The sequence below is a fragment of the Lacinutrix chionoecetis genome, assembly GCF_053604665.1.
In genome coordinates this window covers 104,950-129,053 of sequence record NZ_JBSHNQ010000065.1, presented here as the reverse complement: position 1 = coordinate 129,053, position 24,104 = coordinate 104,950, and the positions used below count along the sequence as shown (strand labels likewise).

The 24,104-nt window shown below is 33.7% G+C and carries 20 protein-coding genes; 11 read left to right on the top strand and 9 right to left on the bottom strand.

Annotated elements, in window-relative coordinates; all coding sequences use genetic code 11:
- Positions 1–5 precede the first annotated feature (5 nt).
- The gene (locus ACVC43_RS03075; RefSeq protein ID WP_452223097.1) at positions 6–1,370 is read left to right on the top strand and encodes a cytochrome-c peroxidase; all 1,365 of its coding nucleotides are present in this window, start codon (positions 6–8) and stop codon (positions 1,368–1,370) included.
- Here ACVC43_RS03075 and ACVC43_RS03070 read toward each other — a convergent pair whose 3' ends face one another.
- Both ACVC43_RS03070 and ACVC43_RS03065 read right to left on the bottom strand, forming a co-directional pair.
- Positions 1,371–1,727 carry a VOC family protein gene (locus tag ACVC43_RS03070; protein WP_452223096.1) on the bottom strand — a complete coding sequence of 119 codons (357 nt, stop codon included), beginning with the start codon at positions 1,725–1,727 and terminating at the stop codon, positions 1,371–1,373. It abuts the gene before it with no gap.
- Position 1,728: 1 nt separating this feature from the next.
- On the bottom strand, positions 1,729–2,349 hold the full coding sequence (locus ACVC43_RS03065) for an L-threonylcarbamoyladenylate synthase (protein ID WP_452223095.1): 621 nt from the start codon (positions 2,347–2,349) through the stop codon (positions 1,729–1,731).
- A 48-nt stretch (positions 2,350–2,397) separates the two neighbouring features.
- On the opposite strand from ACVC43_RS03065, the gene ACVC43_RS03060 reads away from it, so the two are divergent.
- Positions 2,398–3,246 carry an alpha/beta hydrolase fold domain-containing protein gene (locus tag ACVC43_RS03060; RefSeq protein ID WP_452223094.1) on the top strand — a complete coding sequence of 283 codons (849 nt, stop codon included), beginning with the start codon at positions 2,398–2,400 and terminating at the stop codon, positions 3,244–3,246.
- A 12-nt stretch (positions 3,247–3,258) separates the two neighbouring features.
- Here the strand turns inward: ACVC43_RS03060 and ACVC43_RS03055 are convergent, their stop codons facing one another.
- Positions 3,259–5,598, bottom strand: coding sequence for an ATP-dependent helicase (locus tag ACVC43_RS03055; protein ID WP_452223093.1), 2,340 nt, complete (start codon positions 5,596–5,598; stop codon positions 3,259–3,261).
- Positions 5,599–5,752: 154 nt separating this feature from the next.
- Here ACVC43_RS03055 and ACVC43_RS03050 point away from each other — a divergent pair, with 154 nt between their 5' ends.
- From ACVC43_RS03050 to ACVC43_RS03040, 3 genes are all read left to right on the top strand, one after another.
- On the top strand, positions 5,753–7,102 hold the full coding sequence (locus ACVC43_RS03050; protein ID WP_452223092.1) for a LuxR C-terminal-related transcriptional regulator: 1,350 nt from the start codon (positions 5,753–5,755) through the stop codon (positions 7,100–7,102).
- 323 nt (positions 7,103–7,425) lie between these two features.
- On the top strand, positions 7,426–8,997 hold the full coding sequence (locus ACVC43_RS03045; RefSeq protein ID WP_452223091.1) for an FMN-binding glutamate synthase family protein: 1,572 nt from the start codon (positions 7,426–7,428) through the stop codon (positions 8,995–8,997).
- Positions 8,998–9,070: 73 nt separating this feature from the next.
- A complete protein-coding gene (locus ACVC43_RS03040) occupies positions 9,071–9,592 on the top strand; it encodes a DUF7935 family protein (protein WP_452223090.1) in 522 nt (173 codons plus the stop codon).
- Between the two features lie 94 nt (positions 9,593–9,686).
- Here the strand turns inward: ACVC43_RS03040 and ACVC43_RS03035 are convergent, their stop codons facing one another.
- The 3 genes from ACVC43_RS03035 to ACVC43_RS03025 all read right to left on the bottom strand — a co-directional run bounded on the left by ACVC43_RS03035 (position 9,687) and on the right by ACVC43_RS03025 (position 13,215).
- Positions 9,687–10,112 carry a hypothetical protein gene (locus tag ACVC43_RS03035; protein WP_452223089.1) on the bottom strand — a complete coding sequence of 142 codons (426 nt, stop codon included), beginning with the start codon at positions 10,110–10,112 and terminating at the stop codon, positions 9,687–9,689.
- A gap of 78 nt (positions 10,113–10,190) precedes the next feature.
- Positions 10,191–11,117 carry a patatin-like phospholipase family protein gene (locus tag ACVC43_RS03030; protein ID WP_452223088.1) on the bottom strand — a complete coding sequence of 309 codons (927 nt, stop codon included), beginning with the start codon at positions 11,115–11,117 and terminating at the stop codon, positions 10,191–10,193.
- 55 nt (positions 11,118–11,172) lie between these two features.
- Positions 11,173–13,215: a M1 family metallopeptidase gene (locus ACVC43_RS03025; RefSeq protein WP_452223087.1), complete on the bottom strand. Its 2,043-nt coding sequence runs from the start codon at positions 13,213–13,215 to the stop codon at positions 11,173–11,175.
- Between the two features lie 226 nt (positions 13,216–13,441).
- Here ACVC43_RS03025 and recG point away from each other — a divergent pair, with 226 nt between their 5' ends.
- From recG to miaE, 3 genes are all read left to right on the top strand, one after another.
- Complete coding sequence (gene recG, locus ACVC43_RS03020) at positions 13,442–15,544, top strand: ATP-dependent DNA helicase RecG (RefSeq protein ID WP_452223086.1); 2,103 nt, start codon at positions 13,442–13,444, stop codon at positions 15,542–15,544.
- A gap of 171 nt (positions 15,545–15,715) precedes the next feature.
- A complete protein-coding gene (locus tag ACVC43_RS03015; protein ID WP_452223085.1) occupies positions 15,716–16,198 on the top strand; it encodes a hypothetical protein in 483 nt (160 codons plus the stop codon).
- Between the two features lie 196 nt (positions 16,199–16,394).
- Entirely contained in the window at positions 16,395–16,976 is a 582-nt protein-coding gene (gene miaE / locus ACVC43_RS03010) for a tRNA isopentenyl-2-thiomethyl-A-37 hydroxylase MiaE (protein ID WP_452223125.1), read from the top strand.
- Between the two features lie 10 nt (positions 16,977–16,986).
- Here the strand turns inward: miaE and ACVC43_RS03005 are convergent, their stop codons facing one another.
- Positions 16,987–18,453 (bottom strand): BLUF domain-containing protein, encoded by a 1,467-nt coding sequence (locus ACVC43_RS03005; protein ID WP_452223084.1) that lies wholly within the window; start codon positions 18,451–18,453, stop codon positions 16,987–16,989.
- Between the two features lie 245 nt (positions 18,454–18,698).
- On the opposite strand from ACVC43_RS03005, the gene ACVC43_RS03000 reads away from it, so the two are divergent.
- The 3 genes from ACVC43_RS03000 (at position 18,699) to ACVC43_RS02990 (ending at position 22,211) form a co-directional block, all read left to right on the top strand.
- Positions 18,699–19,229, top strand: coding sequence for a CIA30 family protein (locus ACVC43_RS03000; protein WP_452223083.1), 531 nt, complete (start codon positions 18,699–18,701; stop codon positions 19,227–19,229).
- Positions 19,230–19,315: 86 nt separating this feature from the next.
- Entirely contained in the window at positions 19,316–21,067 is a 1,752-nt protein-coding gene (locus ACVC43_RS02995) for an FAD/NAD(P)-binding protein (protein WP_452223082.1), read from the top strand.
- A 106-nt stretch (positions 21,068–21,173) separates the two neighbouring features.
- Positions 21,174–22,211 (top strand): RelA/SpoT domain-containing protein, encoded by a 1,038-nt coding sequence (locus tag ACVC43_RS02990; protein ID WP_452223081.1) that lies wholly within the window; start codon positions 21,174–21,176, stop codon positions 22,209–22,211.
- A gap of 155 nt (positions 22,212–22,366) precedes the next feature.
- Here ACVC43_RS02990 and ACVC43_RS02985 read toward each other — a convergent pair whose 3' ends face one another.
- Together ACVC43_RS02985 and ACVC43_RS02980 are read right to left on the bottom strand one after the other, a co-directional pair.
- On the bottom strand, positions 22,367–23,578 hold the full coding sequence (locus tag ACVC43_RS02985; protein ID WP_452223080.1) for a peroxiredoxin family protein: 1,212 nt from the start codon (positions 23,576–23,578) through the stop codon (positions 22,367–22,369).
- Between the two features lie 131 nt (positions 23,579–23,709).
- The gene (locus ACVC43_RS02980; RefSeq protein WP_452223079.1) at positions 23,710–24,012 is read right to left on the bottom strand and encodes a hypothetical protein; all 303 of its coding nucleotides are present in this window, start codon (positions 24,010–24,012) and stop codon (positions 23,710–23,712) included.
- Positions 24,013–24,104: the final 92 nt, after the last annotated feature.

Sequence of the window (24,104 nt, the reverse complement as noted above, 5' to 3'; positions counted from 1 at the left end):
CTTAAATGTCCTTCCCAACTTTAAAGCTAAATAAGCCATTGCTATATACGCTATTAGCAACACTTACAACATTTTCATGCGTTAATGAAGCATATTACGAAGATATTTCACCATTGGATACAGAGCTATTATCACTATTGGTTGAAAAGTCCAACGGTATAGGAAACGACTTTTTTATATTACCAAATTCTAATGATTATGCGAGTATCCCACAAGACCCTAATAATCCTCTAAATGCGAGTAAGGTAAGCTTGGGTAAAATGTTAGTGCATGAAACTGCTACTGGAGGAGACCCTAAAATGGAATCTGCAGAAGGTACTTACTCCTGCGCAAGCTGTCATCCCGTTGCTGCTGGATTCTATTCTGGAAACTTGCAAGGCATTGGTGAAGGTGGTAAAGGATTTGGCTTTAATGGTGATAATAGAATAATGGATAGTAATATGCCAGTAGATTCCATAGATATTTTACCAATTAAAGTACCAAGTTTGTTAAACGTTGCCTATCAAGAAGTAGCCTTATGGAATGGGTCGCTTGGTGGTGCTGGAATTAATGCGCCATTTGTATCTCAAAACGCAAACGAAATACCAGAAAACTTACTTGGCTATCAAGGATTAGAAACACAAGGTATTGCAGGACAAACAGCGCACAGACTAAAAATAGACGAAGCATTTATTAATGACTACGGTTATAAAGATATGTTTGATGATGCTTTCCCAGATTTTCCTGTTAGTGAACGCTATTCTCAAATAACTGCAGGTTTGGCCATAGCCGCTTTTAACAGAACGTTATTGGCAAACCAATCGCCTTGGCAAAATTGGCTAAAAAGAGATTACCATGAGTTGAGTACCCAGGAAAAACGAGGTGCTATTTTGTTTTTTGATAAGGCACAATGTGTTAGTTGCCATACAGGTCCAGCATTAAAATCGGAAGCCTTTTATGCACTTGGTATGGGAGATATAGACCAAAGTAATGGTACAGTAAATAATCCAGACGATTTTGCTCTCAAGCGCTTAGGTCGTGGCGGTTTCACCAATAATAGTAGCGATAATTTTAAATTTAAGGTACCTAATTTATACAATTTAAAATCGAGTACTTTTTATGGCCATGGAGGTACTTTTTCTACTATACATGAGGTTGTTACTTATATTGTTAATGGTGAGAAAGAAAACAGCAATGTCCCAGATAGCCAACTTGCCGAAGAGTTTACTAATTTAAACTTAACACAGCAGGAAATTAATGATGTTGTTGCTTTTGTTGAAAACGCATTATACGATCCTAACATAGAGAGATATGTGCCAACTGAAGTGTTTTCTGGTAATTGTATTCCGAATAATGACGAGCAATCTCAAATAGATTTGGGTTGCAATTAGTTATTCTTGGTCATGAGTCCATACAGCTAATTCATTTCCCGAAGGGTCTAAAAATTGAAACCTGCTTCCGCCAGGAAAAGAAAAAATATCAACATTAATGTTTCCACCTGCCTCTATCACGTTTTGTTTGGCTTGTAAAAGATCTTCATGAAAAATGACTACTAAAGCGCCATTAGTTATAGGTGCTTCAGTTTTTTCGAAACCACCATCGATGCCAACTTCAGAAAAGGAAATGTAGTTTTCGCCGTAATCGGTAAAGTTCCAGCCAAATGCCTTTTTATAAAACGCTTTCGTTGCATTAATATCAGTTGTTTTAAATTCTATGTAATTTATAGAATTGTTCTTAGGTGTCTTCATATTAAAAAATCTCTATACTTCCTTTTCCCTCTCTAATAACTTCAGGAATTTCTTTAGATAAATCTATTATTGTGGAAGCCTCATTGCCTCCATAACCTCCATCGATAACCAAATCGACGAGTTTATCCCACTTTTCGAGAATTAATTCTGGATCTGTAGTATATTCTAAAATCTCATCTTCATCTCTAATAGAAGTAGAAACCAAGGGATTTCCCATCGCTTTTACAATTTCCAGTGTTATGTTGTTTTCTGGAATACGAATTCCAACCTCTTTTTTATTTTTAAAAACCGAAGGCAAAGATTTAGAACCCGGTAAAATAAAAGTATAAGGTCCAGGCAATGCGCGTTTTAAAATTTTAAATGTGGCATTGTCTATTTGTTTAACGTGATCGCTTAAATTGCTTAAATCGGAACAAATAAAAGAGAGTTTGGCTTTTTCTAATTTAACTCCTTTAATTCTTGCAATTCGATCTAAAGCTTTCGTGTTATTAATATCGCAGCCTAACCCATAAACAGTATCTGTTGGGTAAATAACAAGTCCGCCCTTTTTTAAAATAGAAACCACCTTTTTAATCTCTTTAGGATTAGGGTTTTCTTCGTAAATTCTAATAAATTCAGCCATAATAATTACCTTGCATTAACGTTTACTAATGTAATTACTATTTTGTTTATGAAAAAGACTTCTCTTCAATTTTTATTACTCATATTAGTTGCAACTAGTTTCGTTGCTTGTTCTAATGACGATTCTCTACAGGAACCAAGTACACAACCTACCCAAGAAATAGAGTTATTAAACGTTTCTTACGGTAATGACAGCCAACAGGTTTATGATATTTACTTACCAGCAAACAGAGATTTAAATACTAAAGTATTAATTCTTGTTCATGGTGGTGGCTGGACTTCTGGCGATAAGGCAGATATGAATCCTTACAAGGATATCGCTAAATTAGAATTACCAGATTATGCTATTGTAAATATTAATTATCGTTTGGCATCGCAAGGCGTATCGCCTTTTCCTATGCAATTAGACGATATTACCGAAGTTGTAAACCACTTAAAAGCGAATGAAGACACCTATATAATGTCGGACGATTATGGTTTTATAGGTGTGAGTGCAGGTGCGCATTTATCGATGCTTTGGAGTTATGAATATGATGCACAAAACAATATAAACATGGTTGCCAGTATTGTTGGCCCAACAAATTTTACAGATCCGGCTTATGCTGATTTTGTGGACCCTACTTTTGTGTATTTTGGTGTAACGCCAAGTACTGCTTTTCTTGAAGACTACAGTCCTTACCATCAAGTTGAAGCTAACTCTCCTCCTACTACATTGTTTTATGGTGGTATGGATCCTTTAATTCCCACCTCTCAAGGTGTGGATATGGATGCAAAATTAACAGCTTTAGGTGTGACCCATGAATTTACGCTTTATCCTAACGAAGCACATGGTTGGGTTGGAGCAAACTTATTTGATACCTGGACGAAGTTGAAAGCTTTTATTGAATTGCATCATTAACAATTAAAAAAATTATCCGATAATTTCAAGCTTAGCAAAGCGTAAGAGTAGTTTTTTTATTCCTCCAAATTCAAAATTAATTTCGGCTTTTACATCACTGCCTTTGCCTTCTATTTTAAGAACTTCTCCTCTGCCAAATTTTAAATGTTTTACTCTATTGCCTACGGCAAGTTCTCCTCCAAATAAATTGGCATCAGCAGGTGCTTTAATTTCTGAAGCTTTTTTCATTTTTTTAGGAGCGCTAATTTTGAAGTTTTCTGGTTCTTTCTTTTTTGCCACTTTCTTTTGAAATTTAGGTTGTACTGGTTTTTTAAATCTAATCTTATTAGGCTCCACGTCTCCAAATATATCTGCTGATAGCATTGGATTAATACGACGTTCTTCTATTGGTGTAATGATGTCTAAAAACGCATCATCAATTTCTTCAATAAAACGACTTGGTTCAGAATCTATTAACTTTCCCCAACGGTATCGCGATAAAGCATAGGTTAAATACGCTTGCTTTTCTGCTCTAGTCAAAGCTACGTAAAATAATCGACGTTCTTCTTCAAGCTCGCTTCTGGTATTCATGCTCATGGCACTTGGAAACAAATCTTCTTCCAACCCAACGACAAATACATGGTTAAATTCTAATCCTTTTGCCAAGTGAATGGTCATTAACGCCACGTGATTAGGATCGCCTTTGTCGCCATCTAAATCGGTTGCCAGCGCCACATCTTCTAAAAACTCGGCTAAAGAATCTCCAGCATCTGCTAACTCCATTTGTCCTTCAACAAAATCTTTAATACCGTTTAAAAGCTCTTCTACATTTTCTAAACGCATGACACCTTCTGGTGTGCCATCTTTATTAAACTCCTTAATTAAACCACTACTTTTGGTGACATACTCTGCCAAATCGAAAGCGTTGGCTGTTTGGTTCATTACCTGGTAACTTTCTATAAGGGTAACAAAATCTCTTAGTTTATTTTTAGTTCCATTATTTATATTTATGTCTATAGTATCGAGGTTTTTTAAGACTTCGAAAATTGTTTTGTTATTTGTATTAGCTGCAACAACTAATCGGTCTATAGTGGTTTGCCCTATACCACGAGCAGGATAGTTAATAATGCGTTTTAAAGCTTCCTCGTCTGCAGTATTGAGAATCAACCTCAAATAAGCTGTTACGTCTTTAATTTCTTTACGCTGGTAAAATGAAAGTCCTCCATAAATTCGATAAGGAATATCTCGTTTTCTTAAGGCATCTTCAATCGCTCTTGATTGTGCATTGGTACGATAAAGCACTGCAAAATCACTATTATGCAGCTGGTTATTCATTTTTTCCTCCCAAATGGTACTTGCTACAAATCTTCCTTCGTCACCATCTGTGAGCGAACGATTTACTTTTACTTTCGGGCCTTCGTCGTTAGCTGTCCAAACAACCTTATCTAATTTTGTTTTATTATGTTCTATTACAGAATTAGCTGCACCAACAATGTTTTTTGTAGAACGGTAATTTTGTTCTAATCGGTACATTTTAACATTATCGTAATCTTTTTGAAAATTTAGAATGTTATTGATGTTAGCACCACGAAAGGCATAAATACTTTGCGCATCGTCTCCTACCACACAAATATTTTGAAACCGGTCTGCCAGAGCGCGAACAATAAGATACTGTGAGTGATTTGTATCTTGGTACTCATCTACCAGAATGTATCGAAATTTGTCTTGATATTTTGCTAAAACAGCCGGAAAACGCGTGAGTAACTCATTGGTTCTTAGCAATAAATCATCAAAATCCATCGCTCCGGCTTTAAAACAACGGTTTACATACTCGGCATAAATATCTCCCATTTTTGGTCGTCTCGCCATAGCATCGGCTTCCAAGAGTTCTGGGTTTTTAAAGTATGCTTTTACAGTAATTAAACTATTTTTATATGAAGAAATCCTGCTATAAACCTGTTTTGTCTTGTAAATATCTTTTTCCAGGCCCATCTCCTTTATGATAGAACCTAACAATTTCTGGGAATCTTGAGTATCGTAAATTGTAAAATTGCTTGGAAAGCCTAAATGATGTCCTTCAAAACGTAGAATCTTGGCAAAAACCGAGTGGAAGGTTCCCATCCATAGGTTTTTTGCTTCTCCATCACCAACTATCTCAGCAATTCTGCCTTTCATCTCCTTGGCTGCTTTGTTGGTAAAGGTTAATGCAAGGATATTAAAGGCATCTACTCCTTGGCTCATTAAATAAGCAATACGATAAGTTAGTACGCGTGTTTTTCCAGAACCTGCACCTGCAATAATAATCATAGGTCCATCTTTTTGGATGGTAGGTTCGTATTGTGCTTCGTTTAACTGACTTAAGTATTTTTCCAAGGTAGCTTCAATTTTAAGACCATAAAAATAAGTATTGTAATGGTTTTAAGCCCTCGGTTTTATTAATAATTATAAACAATTATACATTAGTCTATCCTTATACTTTTTTGAATATATTTGTAGTGCTATTACTAATTACTAAAAAAACTAACTTTTGAATTCTCCTACAGGAAAGATTTCTCTGTTTGCATTCCTATTTGTGGCTTCTGTGGTATTTAACGTACTTTCTGCTCAAACCATTTCTGTTTACAAAGATGTTAATCAAACTATTACAAAAGACGCTGTTAAGTCTCTTGATTTTGAACCTTATATAAAAACAATTAACGATGGTTTAAACCATGCACATTATTGGTTTAAAATTGAAAAATTTGTTGAGGACGACTATTATATTCAAATTACAAATCCGCACATCACAGAAGCAATCGCCTTTAAAGGCGATATAAAGCTCGACCTTTTAGATTTAGAACGGTTTCCGACATTTAAAATCTCTAATACTAATGAGCCTGTTTATTTAAAAGTTTTAGCACAGCGCGAATCGTTTATACCCATTGAAGTTTTTACAGCTTCAGCTTATCATTTCAAAGAAAAAAAGGAGCTGTTTTACATTGGTTTATATTATGGTTTTGCTTTGGTTATATTAATTATGAATCTGTTTTATTTCTTCAATTTTAAAGACTATACCATTTTATATTACGTTTTCTTTTTAATAGCTATTACTTTTGGGTTATTAATTAGTGATGGTGTTTTGAGATTGTTTGGAGCTTCGACCAAATTAATAGATTTTTTAGAGACAATAGATCACTTTATTGTTTCTGTTACTGCCGTTTTATTCGCCTCCTCTTTTTTACAAACCGAAAATTATTATCCTAAACTTAAATATTTTGCACTTGGTTTAGTAATCACTATTGGTATACTCTCCATATGTTATTTATCAAGTTTCAATTTTACTTATTACGCCATACTTGAAGTTTTAGTATTTGTTGTGTGTGCTGTATATATAATAACAGCAGGTTTTCTATTTAATAAAAATAATTTTTCAAAAATATTCTTATTGGCATATATTTTTATATTAGTCTTAGGGTTTTGCTATTATGTGTCTAAACTTTTAGGCTTCACCTTATTAGAAATCACTTCGAGTGGTGTAAAGTTTGGTGGTATTATGGAAATGTTAGTGCTGTCGTTTGCTGTAATTTACAGGATGAGAACTTTGCAATATGAAAACAGGATAATTAGAATTGAACTGGATTCTTACATAAAGGAAGCTAAAGAGCGTAATGAAACTTTAGAGAATGAAACTAACGAAAATTCTATTAAAGAGAATGTTAAGCAACTAAGTTTTAGAGAGACCGAAATACTACAACTTATTAGCGTCGGTAAAACGAATAAAGAAATAGCACTAGAATTACATATTTCAGAAAACACAGTAAAATACCATGTAAAAAACATTTACACCAAACTTAACATTAAAAGTCGTAAAGAAGTTGCTTCAGTTATTAACAATTAGGTTAAACTGCACCAAATATAGATTTAAGACTAAAATACTACCCAAAAACCACCCGTTTTATTTAAAAAATTCTTTAAAAATCTCTTAGATTTACAATGCTATTAATCACACTTATATTAGGAAGCCGTCTTCGTTATTTTTATGAAGTCGGCTTTCTTTTTTTTTCTCCTTAATGTATTACTTACGGAATTCTTTTTCTCTAAAAGTTTACAATTTTTCGCGAACGTTTAGAAGCTGTATAAAGCATTTAAATATGGTTTTTACTTTTATTAAAGTTAATACTACTTTAATTTTATATTTTTGGAAAAATACTTTCTAAAAAAATGAGTACCATTTTAAATTTCCTCTCTTCAATTTCTTGGTGGCTTTGGGTTGTTATCGCTTTAGCTGTCGTTGCACTTCGAGACATTATACAACGTAAACACACCATAAGTCATAATTTTCCAATAGTAGGCCATCTACGTTATCTGTTTGAAAGTATAGGCCCAGAAATTCGCCAATATTTTATAGCAAATAACAGAGAAGAGCTACCTTTTAATCGCATAGAGCGTGGTTGGGTTTATGCATCTGCCAAAAGTGAAAATAATTATGAGGGCTTTGGCACCGATCGCGATATATACGCACATCAGCATATCTTTATTAATAATGCGATGATTCCTTTTAAAATAGACGACAATCATATTAATGCCAAAGACAAGTATTTTTTGCCATGCGCTAAGGTTATTGGAGCACACAACAAACGTAGAAGACCCTATCGTCCAGCCTCAATTATAAATGTCTCTGCTATGAGTTATGGATCACTATCAGCAAGAGCAATAGACTCATTAAATAAAGGTTGTAAAATAGCTGGAGCCTACCATAATACCGGAGAAGGCGGTTTATCTGCCTACCATAGTAATGGTAGTGATGTGGTATTTCATTTTGGAACGGGTTATTTTGGTGTTCGTGATGTAGATGGTGGATTTTCTATGGAAAAAATGAAAGCTTTGGTTAAAAACAATCCTTTTATTCGTGCTATAGAATTAAAATTATCTCAAGGTGCAAAACCTGGTAAAGGTGGCGTTTTACCTGGTGCGAAAATATCACAAGAAATCGCAGACATTCGTGGTGTTGAAGTTGGTAAAACAGTTTTATCACCACCAAACCATAAGGCTTTTAATACGATACCAGAGATGGTAGATTTTATTGAAGCCATTGCCGAAGAAACAGGGTTACCTGTTGGCATTAAAGCTGCTATTGGAAAATTAGACCAATGGGAAGAGCTTACCGATATTATGAAACTAACAGGAAAAGGACCCGATTTTATTACTGTAGATGGTGGTGAAGGTGGTACTGGTGCTGCGCCTCCTAGTTTTGCAGACCATGTAAGTTTACCTTGGGTGTATGCTTTTGGTGATTTGTATAAATTATTTCAAAGAAAGGGATTAGAAAAACAAGTCGTTTTTATTGGTAGCGGAAAACTTGGTTTTCCCGGTAAAGCTGCTATGGCATTTTCAATGGGTGTGGATGTAATTAATGTTGCACGAGAAGCGATGATGAGTATTGGCTGCATTCAAGCAAAAATTTGCCATACCAACCGTTGCCCTAGTGGTGTTGCAACACAAAGCAAATGGCTACAACGTGGTATAGATGTTCCATTAAAATCTGAACGTGCGGCACAATACTTTAAAACCTTTAGAAAAGAATTTATTGAAATTACGCATGCTGCAGGTTACGAGCATCCTTGCCAGTTTAAAATGACAGACATAGAGGTGAATGTAGACGATCATAATTTATCTGCAGAACTTAGTGTTACCTATCAATACGATAAAACACCAGTCCCATTTACAAACATGCAAAGTTTAAAGGAATGCGAACATTTAGGAGGTTATAAAGCACAAACCAATCACGCTTAGTAAATGCGGTTCAATTTGCTTGTACACTATTTAAAAACATATTAAGTTTGTTTAAATAATAAAACTGAACTAAATGGAAGATCAATTGCTAAATTTATTAATGTATGTAGTTCCCTCGCTTATTGTTGGTGCCATCGCTTTTTTATTTTTTAGAGAACATATTCAAAATGAAGATGATAGACGTAAATTTTTAATTATTAAAGAACTTCAAAAAGAATCGTTACCACTACGTTTACAGGCTTACGAACGGTTTTCGCTTTTTTTAGAGCGTATTTCTCCAAATAAATTATTAACCAGAATTGCGCCTGTATCTTCTAAAAAAGATGATTACGAAGCCCTTTTAATAAACAGTATCGAGCAAGAGTTCGAGCATAATTTATCGCAGCAAATTTATATTTCAGACAATTGCTGGAGCATTATTAATGCTTCAAAAAGCGCTACTATTCAGCTCATAAGAAAAGCGGCAATGAGTGACAAAGTAGACTCTGCCGGTAAGTTAAGGGAAATCATTTTAACCGATATGATGGATAAAATTCCACCAAGCAGCGCAGGCCTTTCTTATATTAAACAGGAAGTTAGCGAAATCTGGAAATAGCTTAGATTAAACTTATAAAGAAAGCCATATCACATTGATATGGCTTTTTTATTATTTCAATATATATATATATATATATATATATATATATTAATTAGTGCGCTACGTCTATAGTCACGCAAAACTCACCAGTAATTGGGTCTCCATTATAAATACCATTAAAAATAAACCGCATAGTATCTCCAACATTAGTTCCTGTAGCTAAACAAGTTACATAGACATTTGCATTTGGCCCATTATTAAGAATTAGCATTGCTGTTCCTGTGGCATTTAGTGTTACTTCGGTGGTTACAAACACCACTCCAGCGCCATAGATTTCTACTTCCGGACCATTACTTGAAGTTATGTAAAAATCTGTAGTTAAATTTACTTCTGGCTCAAAGACTTGTGCATTTGTACCCAAATCGTAAAACAGACCTTGAGTTGTACAGGTAGTTGTAATGCCATCATCGTCATTATTGGTACAGCTTGAGAAAGTTATGGTAACGACTAATAAGAAAAGGACTTTAAGAATTTTCATAATATAAAATTTTAGGTTTTTAATTGTTTACATCCTTATATCAAGCTGCATACAAAAATGTTACCCTAAAATTTTAAATTAAATATTCTGTTTTATTGGCACTGTAGAATTAATTGGATTGCTGTTGCCGTGCTTATCCTGCGCATAAAGAAAACCCTCCATCCACCATTTTTCCATTAATCCTTTGTTAAAAATTAATGAATTTTCGGTAAGTTTTGTTGGCGTGTAATACAAATTAAGTGTTACGTTATTATGTAATGCTGCCAATTTACCTATTGTAATATCTCCTCGTTCTACTTGGTCTAATAAATGACCAAATAAATTAATCATTAAAGAAAATGGATTTTTACCAAGTACTTTGTTGTATTCAAGATTTTCGCTTTCTAAAATAATAGCATCAATTTCTGTTGCACCTCTTTTAATAGCCTCACGTATGGGCACCACACAGCCTAAGCCTCCATCGGCATATTCAAAACCATTTTTTTTAACTAAAGACATAAACGGAATGTAGTTGCACGAGATCCATATCCAATCGCAAAACTCTTCATATTCAAAATCGTTAATAGATTTGTATTCTGTGCGATTTTTAGACAAATTGGCTACAGTAACAACCACATCTTCTTTTGTTTCACGAATACGGTTAAATTCCTCTTCCGTGAAATTTTTTTTAATTAATTTTCTTAAAGCCCTACTCTCGCCAAACGTACGCTTCTTCTTTAGAAACTGAAGCATGGTATTAAAGTAGTTTATAGATACATATTCTCGGCCTTTTCTTTTTTTAATGACAAAGGGATTAATGCTAAAAATAGAATGCTGGTTTACATGTGTAAATACATCGTACAACTTTCCAATATCGTTAGAAGCTAAATGTGGCACAAGTAAACTTCCTGTAGATGTACCTAAAAACATATCGTATTCTCTGCCTTCATGTTCGATAAGATATTGTGCCACACCTCCTGCGAATGCGCCTTTACTACCTCCTCCAGAAATTACTAATGCTTTCATAAACTTTTTTGGAATCCCTTTGCAGAAGGAATTCTACTTTTTTGCTTGTTTAAATTTATTCCTTAGCCTGCAAATTAGTAATTATCTCTTTATATTGTTCGTCTTCACTTAATGATTTCAATAAATCTCTTGCAAAACTTTTAAATCGCCAGTTGTGATGATTTGTAGCGTCTTTTAAATTAATTAGCGCTTTAGTATTAAAAATCTTTAGATTGTTAATATATGAAAAAGCATTCTGTCTTGTTTGAAACCCATATTTTGGTGACGTATAGCTGTTAAGTTCATTAATGTAAACGTTATTAAATGCTGGATTATAATCTGGAGTTAATAAGGCTAATGTTAGCCATAAACATTTTACATTTTTATCGTTAAAACCGATAACATCTTTAGTTGCATCTAAATACTTTGCTCTGCCCTTAGGGTATTTAGACCACAAATTCAGCAATGCAAACTCTTTAGTAATGTACGATGCGTCCTCTAATAAAGATTCATTCTCTTCTTTGAAACCTTCTGGGAGTCGTTGCGCCAACAATTGACGAATTTTTATTTCATTAGAAGAAAAAGCTTCATCTATCAACTCTTTGTACGTTGGATACTCTGGTTTCTTTAGAGCCTCGTTTAAAACGGCAAGTCTTTCGGTATAATAACCTTTTGGTAACGCAGTAACCAGGCTTGAAGGCACATAACCTTTATCGTCTGTTCTAAAACTTAAATAAGGTGCTTCTACTATGGTTTCCAGAAACGCAATACTTTCATTTTTCTTTAGACTGGCTCTCATTTTTGCTAATGGTAATGTGGTGGAAACCAACCATTCTTTTTCAAAACCACCTAAATCCTGTTCGGAGATTTTTTCAACTTCTGTAATAAAATCTTCCGTTGCTACATTTTTAAAAGCGTACTTGTTCAAATAATTTATAACTGCTTCTTTAAACGCCTTTTCTCCTACTTTTTCTTTTAAAATATGTAAAGCCCAAGCGCCTTTTTTATAGAAAGTAGTACTGCTTGCTTTAGGGTCTAACAGTGCAGTGGCATCGCCAGCTACCTCTTGTGTTATTAACTCTTTGGCATACTCATAAAGTGTATTATAATAATAATCGTTTCCAAAAATATCGCGTTCTGCCAGCAAGGCATAATAGGTTGCAAAGCCTTCTTGAAGCCAATGGTGCTTGCCTTGGGTTGCTGTAACTAAGTTTCCAAACCACTGATGTGCAAGTTCATGAGCATTTACGTTAACATAATTTTTATCTATAAATGAAGTCTCATCAATCATGAAATCATCACTAAAAATCGTGAGGCTTGTATTTTCCATCCCAGAATATAAAAAGTCCTTTACAGGTACTTGTTTATAGTTTTGCCAAGGATAGGGAACACCTATTTCCTCTTCCAGGAAATCGAACATTTGTTTTGTGTAACGGTAGGTTGGCTCTACTCTGGCGGAATCTTCAGGATAGTAATAGAGTTCTATTGGGATTCCGCTTTTAGAGGTGATTTCTTTTTTCTTATATTTTCCAATGGCTAATGCTAAAAGATAGCTTGACATTGGTTTTTGCATGCTAAAATGATATTGAGAGATGTTTAATGTATCTTTATGTTTAACTATTTTCCCATTCGCAATTACGTTATAGTAATTACTGTTTACAACTGATAAATCAAATTCGATTTTATCATTTGTATCATCTATACTTGGAAACCAGTTGCTGGTATATTTACCCTGACCTTGCGTCCATATTTGCCAATCGTCATTCCTTTTAACAAAATACATCGCTTTTTTTGGATACGCGACATATTTAAAACTAACAGAATAAAAATTATTTTCTTTGAAGTTATATTTAAACCAAATCTTTTTAAAATCATTTTTAGATGCTACTTTTTCTCCATTTAATTGGACGTCTGAAAACTTCATATTTACAGCGTCTAAATAAATAGAATCAACGCTCCGTAATATTTTAAATGAATATTTTACATTACCAAAAACCATACTGGAGTCAGGAATGATTATTAGTTTAGATTGAGTAGTTTTAAAATCAACATATTCAGTCTGTTGCGCTCCCGAAGAAAAGCACATTATGGCACTAATAACAAAAAATAAGAATCTCATAAATAGGTTTTAAACAAGGATTAGACCAAAATACAATTTTCTGTCATTCCTGCGATAGCAGAAATACAATTTAAAATCTTTAGTTCGTGTCATTTGACGCAGGAGAATTGTATTGAGAACCTTTAAAGTTTAAAGCTTCTCGTTATAAATTCTATAAAAGAATTTCACTCGAAGTAACAATAAACTACTTTCAGTTTCAAGAGAAATACATTAAATTCGTTCACTTATGGCTACCAATCTTCAAACTCCTATAGATTACTTAAAAGGTGTTGGACCAAATCGTGCCGATTTGCTTCGCAAGGAGCTTGGTATTCACTCCTATCAAGACCTCATTAACCTATTTCCTAATCGTTATCTCGACCGTACCAAGTATTACAAGGTTAATGAGTTATTCCAAAATCCTGCCGAGGTACAAATTATTGGAAAAATAACTGGTTTTAAGGAAGTCGCTCAAAAAAGAGGCAAACGTTTGGTTGCTACTTTTAAGGATGAAACAGGAACTATGGAATTGGTTTGGTTTCGCGGACAGAAATGGATTCGTGAAGGCTTAAAAATTAATGTCCCTTACGTCATTTTTGGAAAGGTAAATAATTTTGGAGGCAAATTTAATATGCCGCATCCAGATATTGAATTATTAACGGAGCATGAGCAAAATTTACGTTCTGCTTTGCAACCCATTTATCCCTCTACAGAGAAATTATCCAACAAGGGAATCACCAACAGAGTGATGATAAAAATCATGCAAAATCTCTTCCTTGAAACTGGTGGAAAATTTGCTGAAACGCTCTCTAAAAATCTGTTAGAAAATCTTAAATTAATTTCGAAATCTCAGGCGCTTTTTAACATCCATTTTCCTAAGGATTCTGAGCTACTTTCTAAGGCAGAATTCAGGCTTAAATTTGAAGAATTATTTTACATCCAATTGCAATTAATTCTTAAAAATTTAATTCATAAATCGAAAATAAAAGGCTTTCCTTTTGAAACCGTTGGAAATCATTTTAATACCTTTTTTAAAAACCATTTACCGTTCGAATTAACTGGTGCGCAAAAAAGAGTACTAAAAGAAATTAGAGCAGATTTGGGTAGTAATGCCCAAATGAATCGTCTTTTACAAGGCGATGTAGGTTCTGGCAAGACCATAGTTGCTTTAATGTCAATGCTCATAGCACTTGACAATGGTTTCCAAGCTTGCTTAATGGCACCTACTGAAATTTTGTCAGTCCAGCACTACAACCGTTTGCTTGAACTATGTAACAAATTGAATATCAGTATTAAAATACTCACAGGTTCAAGTAAAACTTCAGAACGTCGAGAAATCCACGACATGCTCGAAAATGGCGAATTAAACATCCTAATTGGCACACATGCGTTACTCGAAGATAAGGTAAAATTTAAAAATTTAGGCTTAGCAATTATAGACGAGCAACACAGATTTGGTGTAAAACAGCGCTCTAAATTATGGAAAAAAAACACCTTCCCTCCTCACGTTTTGGTAATGACCGCAACACCAATTCCTCGTACTTTGGCGATGTCTGTTTATGGTGATTTAGACATCTCGATTATAGACGAATTACCACCCGGAAGAAAGGCGATAAAAACGGTCCATAGATACGACTCTAATAGACTTAAAGTTTTTCAATTTATTCGTGAAGAAATTAAGAAGAAAAGACAGGTATATATTGTCTATCCTTTAATACAGGAAAGTGCCCAAATGGACTATAAAGATTTAATGGATGGCTACGAAAGTATTGCTCGAGATTTTCCTGCACCAGAATATCAAATTTCTATTGTACATGGCAAAATGAAACCTGCAGACAAAGAGTTTGAAATGCAACGTTTTATTAATGGGCAAACGCAAATAATGGTAGCCACGACCGTTATAGAAGTTGGTGTAAATGTGCCCAATGCTTCGGTTATGATTATTGAAAGTGCAGAGCGTTTTGGCTTATCGCAATTGCACCAGTTACGTGGTCGTGTTGGTCGTGGTGCAGAACAAAGTTTCTGTATTTTAATGACGAGTCATAAACTTTCAGAAAACAGTAAAAAACGTATAGCAACTATGGTACGCACCAATGATGGTTTCGAGATTGCCGAAGTCGACTTAAAATTACGCGGTCCAGGCGATATTATGGGAACGCAACAAAGTGGTGTTTTAAACCTTAGGATTGCAGATATTATAAAGGATAATACTATTTTACAGCATGCGCGCTATTATGCAAAACAAGTGTTGGAAAAAGACCCATCGTTGTCGAGTGATGAAAATGCTGCCATTATGAATACGTACCAGCAAATGAGCAAGTATAAAAATATTTGGAATTACATAAGCTAAGCGCATTATCTGCAACCAATTACCAAACATAAACTCAAATAAACAATTTATACACTCAACTTGCTACTTGATAGATTCACTATTTATTTATAGCTATTTCAACTATAGTTTTGTCCTATAAGCGGAAGCCGAAAAGCTAAAGAGTAGGCCTATTATTAAAACTATATTATTATGAAAGCTATTAACAACACTAAAATTGCATTAATTCTATTTGCTTTTTTGTTTGCGTTAAATTTAAATGCAACAAACACTTCTAACGATTTATTAAAACCAACCATTGAACAATTTAATGAAGCTCCTGGAGAGCACCAATTTTGTATCTCCATACTTATTATTACTTACTGTTATACGTGGGAAACTGAAGACCCAAAAGGACTTAAAGCAAAAAAAATATCTGCTATGCTAATTGCAAACAATGGAGATGATTTTACTATCGAAGGAAAAGAAGGAAAAAGTTATTTAATAATTAAAGGCTTCGATAACAAACTTAACGGGATAGTTATTAAAGGAAAAGAAAATTCCTTTTGCGAAGGTATGGTTACCAAACCAGGAAAATACACAATCAAAAATGGAGAGTTAACTATTCCTATTATAGAAAAAAATAAAAAATTAGCAGGAAAAGAATTGAAAAAACAAGCTCTAAGAATGAATTAGTAAGTTTGTTTTTTGAAAGAAAAAAATGGTTAAACTTTTGTTTAGCCATTTTTTGTTTTCTCAAACCAGTAAAAAAACATAAGCAAATTACAAAGCTATAGCTTTTCAAAATAGAGCAATAATGTTAGATTTCAATTTTTAGAATTTAAAATTTATCGGTATGTATTATCTTTACAAAAAACAGTAAACCATGAGCATGTTACACCTAAAACTAGAAACCGATCCACGTTGGGTAACTATTGTAGAAAGTAATATTGAAGAAATATTAACCGATCATGCATGGTGCGAGCAAAAAGCAGCAACAAATGCCATTACTATTATAACACACAATAGCGAACATGAAGAATTGGTTACTGCGCTTTTAGAGTTAGCAAAAGAAGAATTAGAGCATTTTCAAATGGTGCACGACATTATTAAAAAACGTGGCTACACCTTGGGTCGTGAGCGTAAAGACCATTATGTAAATCAATTATACAAGTTTATGAATAAAGGCGGCAGCAGACTACAGAGTTTTGTAGATCGTTTGTTATTTTCTGCTATGATTGAAGCACGCAGTTGCGAACGTTTTAAATTGCTCTCTCAACGTATTAAAGATCCAGAATTGTCTAAATTCTATCACGATTTAATGATTAGCGAAGCTGGACACTACACAACCTTTATCACCTTTGCCAGAAAATATGGTAAAGGCATTGATGTCGATAAACGCTGGCAAGAACTTGTTGCGTTTGAAGGCGAATTGATAAAAAGCTATGGTAAAAGTGAAACTATACATGGGTAATTAATATTTATTACATTAAAACCTCACTATTTATTTTCTCTTCTTCAAGATCTCTAATAATATTATGAACCCTTTTCCAGAATAGCATAGTTTTATTATTTGTTATCTCTTCATCATCAATAATATTATTTAAATTAAGCATATATGGTTTACCATCTAGTGGAATGTTAATTTCTCCACGGTCGGAAATTGCTGCCATACTCCATGAAGGAAATTTTCTTTTTAACGATACCCTCTTAGAAAGAAGCGTAACATTGTAATGCCTTTTATCACGCTTAATACACTCGTACAATTCTAAAACATCCTCTTTTCTTCCTTCTAAAATCTGAAAAAATAAATCTTCATAAAACACAAGACAGCCAGTAATCTTCAATTTTAAATTATTAGCTCTGGCACTTGAGACAATAGTGTTAATGTCTAATGCCGAAAGATTTGTAACAGCAGAGGATTTATAGCTTAATTCAAAAATAAAATCCTCTCTAATAACCGAATCTTTATATTTTACAGGTACAATGCCAAAGCGTTTTGAAAAGGTTTTTGTAAAGTAACTTTTGTTATTAAAACCTATACTATAACAAATTTCCGAGATGTTCATGTTGGTAAATTGTATTAATTCCTTTGCACGTTCCAGCTTTATATCCCGAATAAAATTTGTTAAGGTTTGCCCGTAAAGAAATTGTATTCCAGATTGCAGTTTTCTTCCCGAAATACCAAATTGCTGAGAAACGTCTTCAACCTTTAGGGTTGTATCAATATTTTCTAAAACATAATCTCCAATCTTAGAAATTGCATTTAATTCGGCATGCGATAAATTAATATTATTTAAGGCTTTATTTTTATATCTATAATAATTCTCTATTTGAGACGCCAAAGTGTTAACAACAGCGCTCTCAACCTTTAAATAACCCACAGCATCCATCCTTTTATTTTCTACTAAAAACTTTGCAAACTTGTTGGTTAAAGGATTTATTTCTGCAAAATAGTTCGAAGAATGATCTTGATTTATTGCTGCAACAAGTTGTGAGATAGCGCTAAGTTGCTTTGTTGTATTCTCTAATTGTTTATCTAAATGTCTAGACACAACGAGTACAGTCATTTTTATACGTATACTGGCTGGCAATTTTATAATACTTTTATGGTTATTAGAGCTATATAAAATTACATTTTCCATCCTACCAAACTTCCTTTGCTTTATATCATCATTAAATTCATGAAAAACATGACCGTTAACACAGTATAGGAAACAAATTGAATCGTCATAGACTTCGCTATAGGAAAATGTTTGATTTTTATTAAATGTTATATTATAAATTTTTACCGAAATTGCCTTGTTCATTTCAAAACTTGTAATACACCCTTCACCCTGTTTATTATTTAAAACTAATTTTGAAATACCATCATGCTCCCCGTAAGACGCTCCTAATTGGGAAGCGTATGTCTTGAGATAATTTTTAATTTTATCGTTTTTGCTGGCCATTTGTTTAATAACTATTAATTTAAATTTTAGAGCAAAAAAAATACTATTAACACGCTGCGTTGCTATCTCAACATGAAAGCTCCATTTACTCTGTATTAATTTTCAATTTAATACTTAAACAAAAACAAACAATCATAATTTTAAAATAATTTAAATTTCTAACAATATTAAAACCATGTTGTTTTAACCTTTTGTTGAGAATGTTACCTAACTATAATCCGTAAATTTGATGTAAAGCAAATGCTATGAAACTATTAGCCATCATTTTAACCATCTTATTTATGTCAACGTCCATTACAATTTTCGATTTTAGTAAAGATGCCAACATTTCAAATTGGCGCATTGTGGACGATGTGGTTATGGGCGGACGCTCCAACGGTACATTTTCTGTAAATAACGATGGTCACGGTGTTTTTAGTGGCAATATTTCTTTGGAAAACAACGGTGGCTTTTCGTCGGTGCGTTACGATACTGAGGCTATAAGCGTATTTAACCACACCAAAGTTTCTATTAGATTAAAAGGCGATGGCAAAGCCTATCAATTCCGAATTAAAAACGACAGAGATGACCGCTACACCTACATTGGTGAGTTTACAACTTCTGGCGAATGGGAAACCATTACTATAAAATTAAACAATATGTATCCTGCATTTCGAGGCCGCACATTGGATTACCCTAATTTTGACAAAGCACAAATTGAAGAATGCGCCTTTTTAATAGGTAACAAAAAAGAGGAATCTTTTAAACTTTTAATAGACAGCATCTGGATTGAATAATTAGCTATAACAATCAAAATAGAAGCCTTCGAAGCAATATACTAACCATTTAAAGCATAGGTTGTAAACTTATTTATAACACGAATATGACCAAACCAACTCAAACCATTGCAATTATAGGATGTGGTCCAAGAGGCCTTTCAGCATTAGAAAATTTTGTCCTTGCATTATCAAAGACAAATAATAAAACAGCCGTTAAAATTTTAATTTTTGAAAGAACCAACCAACTTGGCAGTGGCTATATCTACCGTTCTAACCAGCCAGACACTAATTGGCTCAACATTTCTAATCGTGCGCTAACCATAGAAAAACGACCTAAAATAGCTATAAACCAGCTTCATATAGAGGCGTTTCCATCCTATCACGATTGGAAAGGTATAGACGAAAAGGAATTAAAAAATAAAGTTCATGATGTCTATCCTAAACGCTCCGAAATTGGAGATTATTTACGAGCACGCTACCAATCGATTGCTACACAATTAACTGAGCACGATATTTTAGAAGTGGTTAATGCCGAAGTAAAAGCATTAACCAAAATCGCTGATGGTGATTTGACTATTACATTAAGCAACGACAAAACGTTTGCAGCAGATGAAGTATTACTCACCATTGGCCATCAAGACACCAAACTGTCCAAACAGCTTAAAAAATGGATGGATTATGCTAAAGATAATGCGACTGTAAAAGTATTTGCAGACGCCTACCCTATAAAAAACATCTTAACTGTCGATTTTAAAAATGAAACACATACCGTTGGCTTTAGAGGTTTTGGTTTGGCAACCATAGATGTTATTAGAGCCATCACCAAAGCAAATGGTGGCCGTTTTGAAATTGTAGATCCCGAAACCAACAAAATGATTTACAAACCCGGAAACGCTAACTTAACCCTTATTCCGTTTTCTTTAGACGGGTTACCAATGGCAAGCAAACCACTAAACGCTAAAGTCGATGCGCTTTTTAAACCCTCTAAAGCTTTGCTTCTTGCTTTTAAATCTGATTTGTCACAAGTAAGCAACGATGCCAACTACAGTAATGGCAACGCCTTTTTAATTGATGCCATGGCAACTGTTGCAGCACAGCAATACATAAATTTGGGTAATAAAGCCTATGCACACAACTACTCTGTAAAAGCATTAAAAGCTATTATTAGTAGCTATTTAAAGAACGAACATTTTACGCACGAGTTAATTGTGTCTAATAAAAATGCCACAGAAGTTATTATCCAAGCATTTGTAGATATGGCAAGCGCCAAAAAACCTATAAGTTTAGATTTCTGTTTGGGGCAAGTATGGCGCCATTGCGAACCAACACTATACAAAACCATGTCGCATTCTGCGCTTAAAGACGACGTAATAAGCAAGGTTATTGCTTTAGACGAGCGTATGAAACGCTACGCTTTTGCACCACCAATTGAAAGCTTACAACAGCTGCTAGCTTTAATTTACCAAGGCACTTTAAATTTAAATGTTCTTGATGACCCAGAAATAACATTAACAAAAAAAGGATGGCTATTAGAGAAGGATGGACAACAGGTTACGGTAGACACAATGGTAAATACCGTTTTAGATGCTCCAAAAATTGTAAAAGTTACCTCACCTTTGGTAACTAACCTGTTACAAGATAGCTTAATACAACCCATACACAGCGAATTAGGCGTAGAAACCAAACCCAACGGATTGGTAGTTTCTAAAAACAAAAGACAAACCATACATTTAGCCGTATTAGGTCGCTTAGCAAAAGGAAGTGTTGTTGGTGTGGATGCTATTTTAGAATGCTTTGGACCACGCATTAAGGATTGGGCAGATGGTGTTGTGGAGCGATTACAACGTGTAAAGTAATACGTGTAAATTTGTTAATAACTGGTTAAAATTAACTACTTGATAGCTATAAGATTATGGGTTTAAACTGCTAACTTCGTTTAAATAGTTGAGAGTCATTTGTAAAATGAAATATAGTAGAAAAAAAATAACAAAAGCAGGAAAAAAGATTATGACCTCAAAATCCATTGAGGAAAGAAATATTGCTTTAGAATTAATAAATGACTGGAGAGCAAATCATTTACATCCGCTGAACGTTATGAAAAATGGTTTAATTCGAATATTAACAAAACATAGAATTAAACCAATCTTAATTTCACAAAGATTAAAACGTTTGACATCAATTGAGTATAAACTTGATTTGAACGAATCAATGGGACTTGGTGGAATGCAAGACATAGGAGGCTACAGAGCTGTTGTTAAAGACACAAAAGATTTATTTAAGTTAAAAAGCATTTTAGAAAGAAATACAACAAATCATAAACTAAATAAAACTGTTGATTATGTTGATAGACCAAAAAAATCAGGATATAGAAGCATACATTTTATTTACACATACAATTCAAAATTAGACAAATACGAAAATCTTCTATTAGAATTACAAATAAGAACTAAATTACAACACAATTGGGCAACTGCTGTAGAAACAGCAGGTATTTTGACCAAAACCTCTCTTAAATCGAGCCAAGGACCTGATGAATGGCTTGATTTTTTCAAGATAGTTAGTTCTCTTTTCGCAATTAAAGAGGAATTACCTGTTTTAGAAGAACATAAAGAACGCTCAATGGAGAACTTAATGGTTGAATGCTTTAATTTAACTAATGAACTAAAAGTTATAGATATTCTCAAGGCATTACGAATTTCAGCGAGACAAATAGAAATTGAGAAATTTTATGGAGATTATTATTTAATAAACATCAATGTTAAAGAAAAGTTCGTAAATATTCAGACTTTCAAAAAAAGAGATTATGAAATTGCTTCAGAAGAATATTTAAGATTAGAAAAGGATATTAAGGAAAATGAAAATGCTGTAGTTCTTGTAGCAGCAGCATCAATAAAATCATTGAAAAAAGCATATCCAAGTTACTTTTTAGATACGTCTGAATTTATTTCAGCTCTTGAAAGAATAAATGAAAATTGTGAAAGATTAAAATTAGTTAAATAAAACACGAACGCACAACACCGTATATAATTTATTGCTGGCTTCTCGCCTACTTACGAAAGTCCTTGTGGACTTTATTTGTCGGTAATTATTTACTAAATAGTTACTTAACCACGCAACTAACCATACACAAAACCCTCAAACAAAAATTCACAACCCTACTCCACCAACAACTCACCCACAAACCCAGTAAACTCTTTCTTAAACTCCACAAATTTTTCACCAGTTGCAGGACCATTAAAGCCAGTATGTATTTTGCGTACTTTCCCTTTTTTATCTATAAATATAGTGGTTGGGTAACTTAACACGTGGTTAAGCATAGGTAGTTTTTCCTGTGCTTTTTGTTTGCTTGTACTTCCTGTTTGTGCCAATAAAATAGGATAAGTAATATCTATTCTATCCTGTAAACGTTTAATGCTTGTAAAGGCTTTCTCATCGGTTTTTGCATATTCAAACGCTAAGGCTACAATTTCTAATCCTTTGTCTTTATTGTTTTTATAGAAGTCTGCGTAGTATTTACTTTCGTCTAAACAGTTTGGGCACCAGGTTCCCATAATTTGTACTAATACCACTTTATCTTTAAAACGCTCGTCGCTAAGTGAAACCATATTACCATTGGCATCTGGAAAGGTAAAGGCCAAACTATCGTAACCTTCGTTTAAATACGTAAGTTCGTTTGCGCTTGGTAATTGGTAATTGGCATTGCGCTTGGCAGTAAACGGCTCTTTCCAATGGTTTCCTGAGTAAAAGGTTCCGTTAATGGTAGAATCGATTACTGTGCCAGTGAATAAAAAGGCATGTGCACCATCGAAAGTAGAGAGTTTTAAATCGTTGCCATTAATTACACCCTCTAAAAAACGGTAATCTCCAGTTTCGGTTAAAAAAGTACCTGTAACCTGGTTTCCGTTTTGTTTAAATACACCTTTGGCAATATATTTATCATCTTCACTGTCTGGGCTAAATACGGTTTCCCAGTTTCCTGCGATATTAGCTTCGGCATTAGCAGTAATATTAAAACGTGTGTTGTTTTTTTCAGCTTTAAAAGGGACTACTCGCTCTTTGCCTTCTATTATAAAGTTTCCGTTTAGGGTTTCATCTTTAATTTTTGCTGCTAAAAGCGCTTCAAACACTGGCATGTTTATAAATACAGAATCGTTACGGTATGTAATTTCATCGACTTCAATTTGTTCTTCAGCATTAAAAACGGTTAAGTTATTAGCGTCGTTAACTTTAAAAGTAAATGGTATCACTTCATTTTCAGCAATTAGTATTTCGGCTCTGTAATCACCAGAAGAGAGAAATTCCTGAGTGGGTTTATCTTGACAAGACAGTACAATGGTTACTATTAAGAAGGAAACGATATTACGCATGTTTTGTATTTTAAAAAATTAATAATAAACTACGAAGATATAAAAGCCATATGGCAATGCTTATTTTTTAAACAAAAAAAAGACATTGTACAACACAATGTCTTTTTCTGTAATTAAGCTTTGAGGGAAGCTTAATTATCGTCGTCTTCAAGCTCATCTTCATCATCCTCTTTTACGCCTTCACCATCTAAACGGTTAAGCGGCTCGTCCTTAACTTCTAATTTAGGATCGCTTTTTACGTCTGTTTTAATTTTTTGTTTCGTTTTAATCTCAACGTCTTCTGTATCTGTATCCATTTCAACCTCTTTTTCAATGGTAACTTCTTTACTCATTTCTTTTGTTTCGGTTTCTTCTTCAACTTGAGCCATTGCAAATTGCGTTGCTCCTAAAAATAAGGCAACCGCAAAAAATAGTGCTGTTTTTAAATTTTTCATTTGTGGGATATTTTTTTAATAGATTAATAAATTTTGTTTACATAAGTTACGTTTAGTCATAGATTTTAGATGTTTTACTATTCACAATTAAC

Coding starts and splice junctions, on each gene's coding strand:
- ACVC43_RS03000 (WP_452223083.1), top strand. CDS start 18,699: ATGAAACTATTAGCCATCATTTTAACCATCTTATTTATGTCAACGTCC.
- ACVC43_RS03040 (WP_452223090.1), top strand. CDS start 9,071: ATGGAAGATCAATTGCTAAATTTATTAATGTATGTAGTTCCCTCGCTT.
- ACVC43_RS03015 (WP_452223085.1), top strand. CDS start 15,716: ATGAAAGCTATTAACAACACTAAAATTGCATTAATTCTATTTGCTTTT.
- ACVC43_RS02995 (WP_452223082.1), top strand. CDS start 19,316: ATGACCAAACCAACTCAAACCATTGCAATTATAGGATGTGGTCCAAGA.
- recG (WP_452223086.1), top strand. CDS start 13,442: ATGGCTACCAATCTTCAAACTCCTATAGATTACTTAAAAGGTGTTGGA.
- ACVC43_RS03060 (WP_452223094.1), top strand. CDS start 2,398: ATGAAAAAGACTTCTCTTCAATTTTTATTACTCATATTAGTTGCAACT.
- ACVC43_RS02985 (WP_452223080.1), bottom strand. CDS start 23,578: ATGCGTAATATCGTTTCCTTCTTAATAGTAACCATTGTACTGTCTTGT.
- ACVC43_RS03065 (WP_452223095.1), bottom strand. CDS start 2,349: ATGGCTGAATTTATTAGAATTTACGAAGAAAACCCTAATCCTAAAGAG.
- ACVC43_RS03030 (WP_452223088.1), bottom strand. CDS start 11,117: ATGAAAGCATTAGTAATTTCTGGAGGAGGTAGTAAAGGCGCATTCGCA.
- ACVC43_RS03005 (WP_452223084.1), bottom strand. CDS start 18,453: ATGGCCAGCAAAAACGATAAAATTAAAAATTATCTCAAGACATACGCT.
- ACVC43_RS03070 (WP_452223096.1), bottom strand. CDS start 1,727: ATGAAGACACCTAAGAACAATTCTATAAATTACATAGAATTTAAAACA.
- ACVC43_RS03035 (WP_452223089.1), bottom strand. CDS start 10,112: ATGAAAATTCTTAAAGTCCTTTTCTTATTAGTCGTTACCATAACTTTC.
- ACVC43_RS03075 (WP_452223097.1), top strand. CDS start 6: ATGTCCTTCCCAACTTTAAAGCTAAATAAGCCATTGCTATATACGCTA.
- ACVC43_RS02980 (WP_452223079.1), bottom strand. CDS start 24,012: ATGAAAAATTTAAAAACAGCACTATTTTTTGCGGTTGCCTTATTTTTA.
- ACVC43_RS03025 (WP_452223087.1), bottom strand. CDS start 13,215: ATGAGATTCTTATTTTTTGTTATTAGTGCCATAATGTGCTTTTCTTCG.
- ACVC43_RS02990 (WP_452223081.1), top strand. CDS start 21,174: ATGAAATATAGTAGAAAAAAAATAACAAAAGCAGGAAAAAAGATTATG.
- miaE (WP_452223125.1), top strand. CDS start 16,395: ATGTTACACCTAAAACTAGAAACCGATCCACGTTGGGTAACTATTGTA.
- ACVC43_RS03045 (WP_452223091.1), top strand. CDS start 7,426: ATGAGTACCATTTTAAATTTCCTCTCTTCAATTTCTTGGTGGCTTTGG.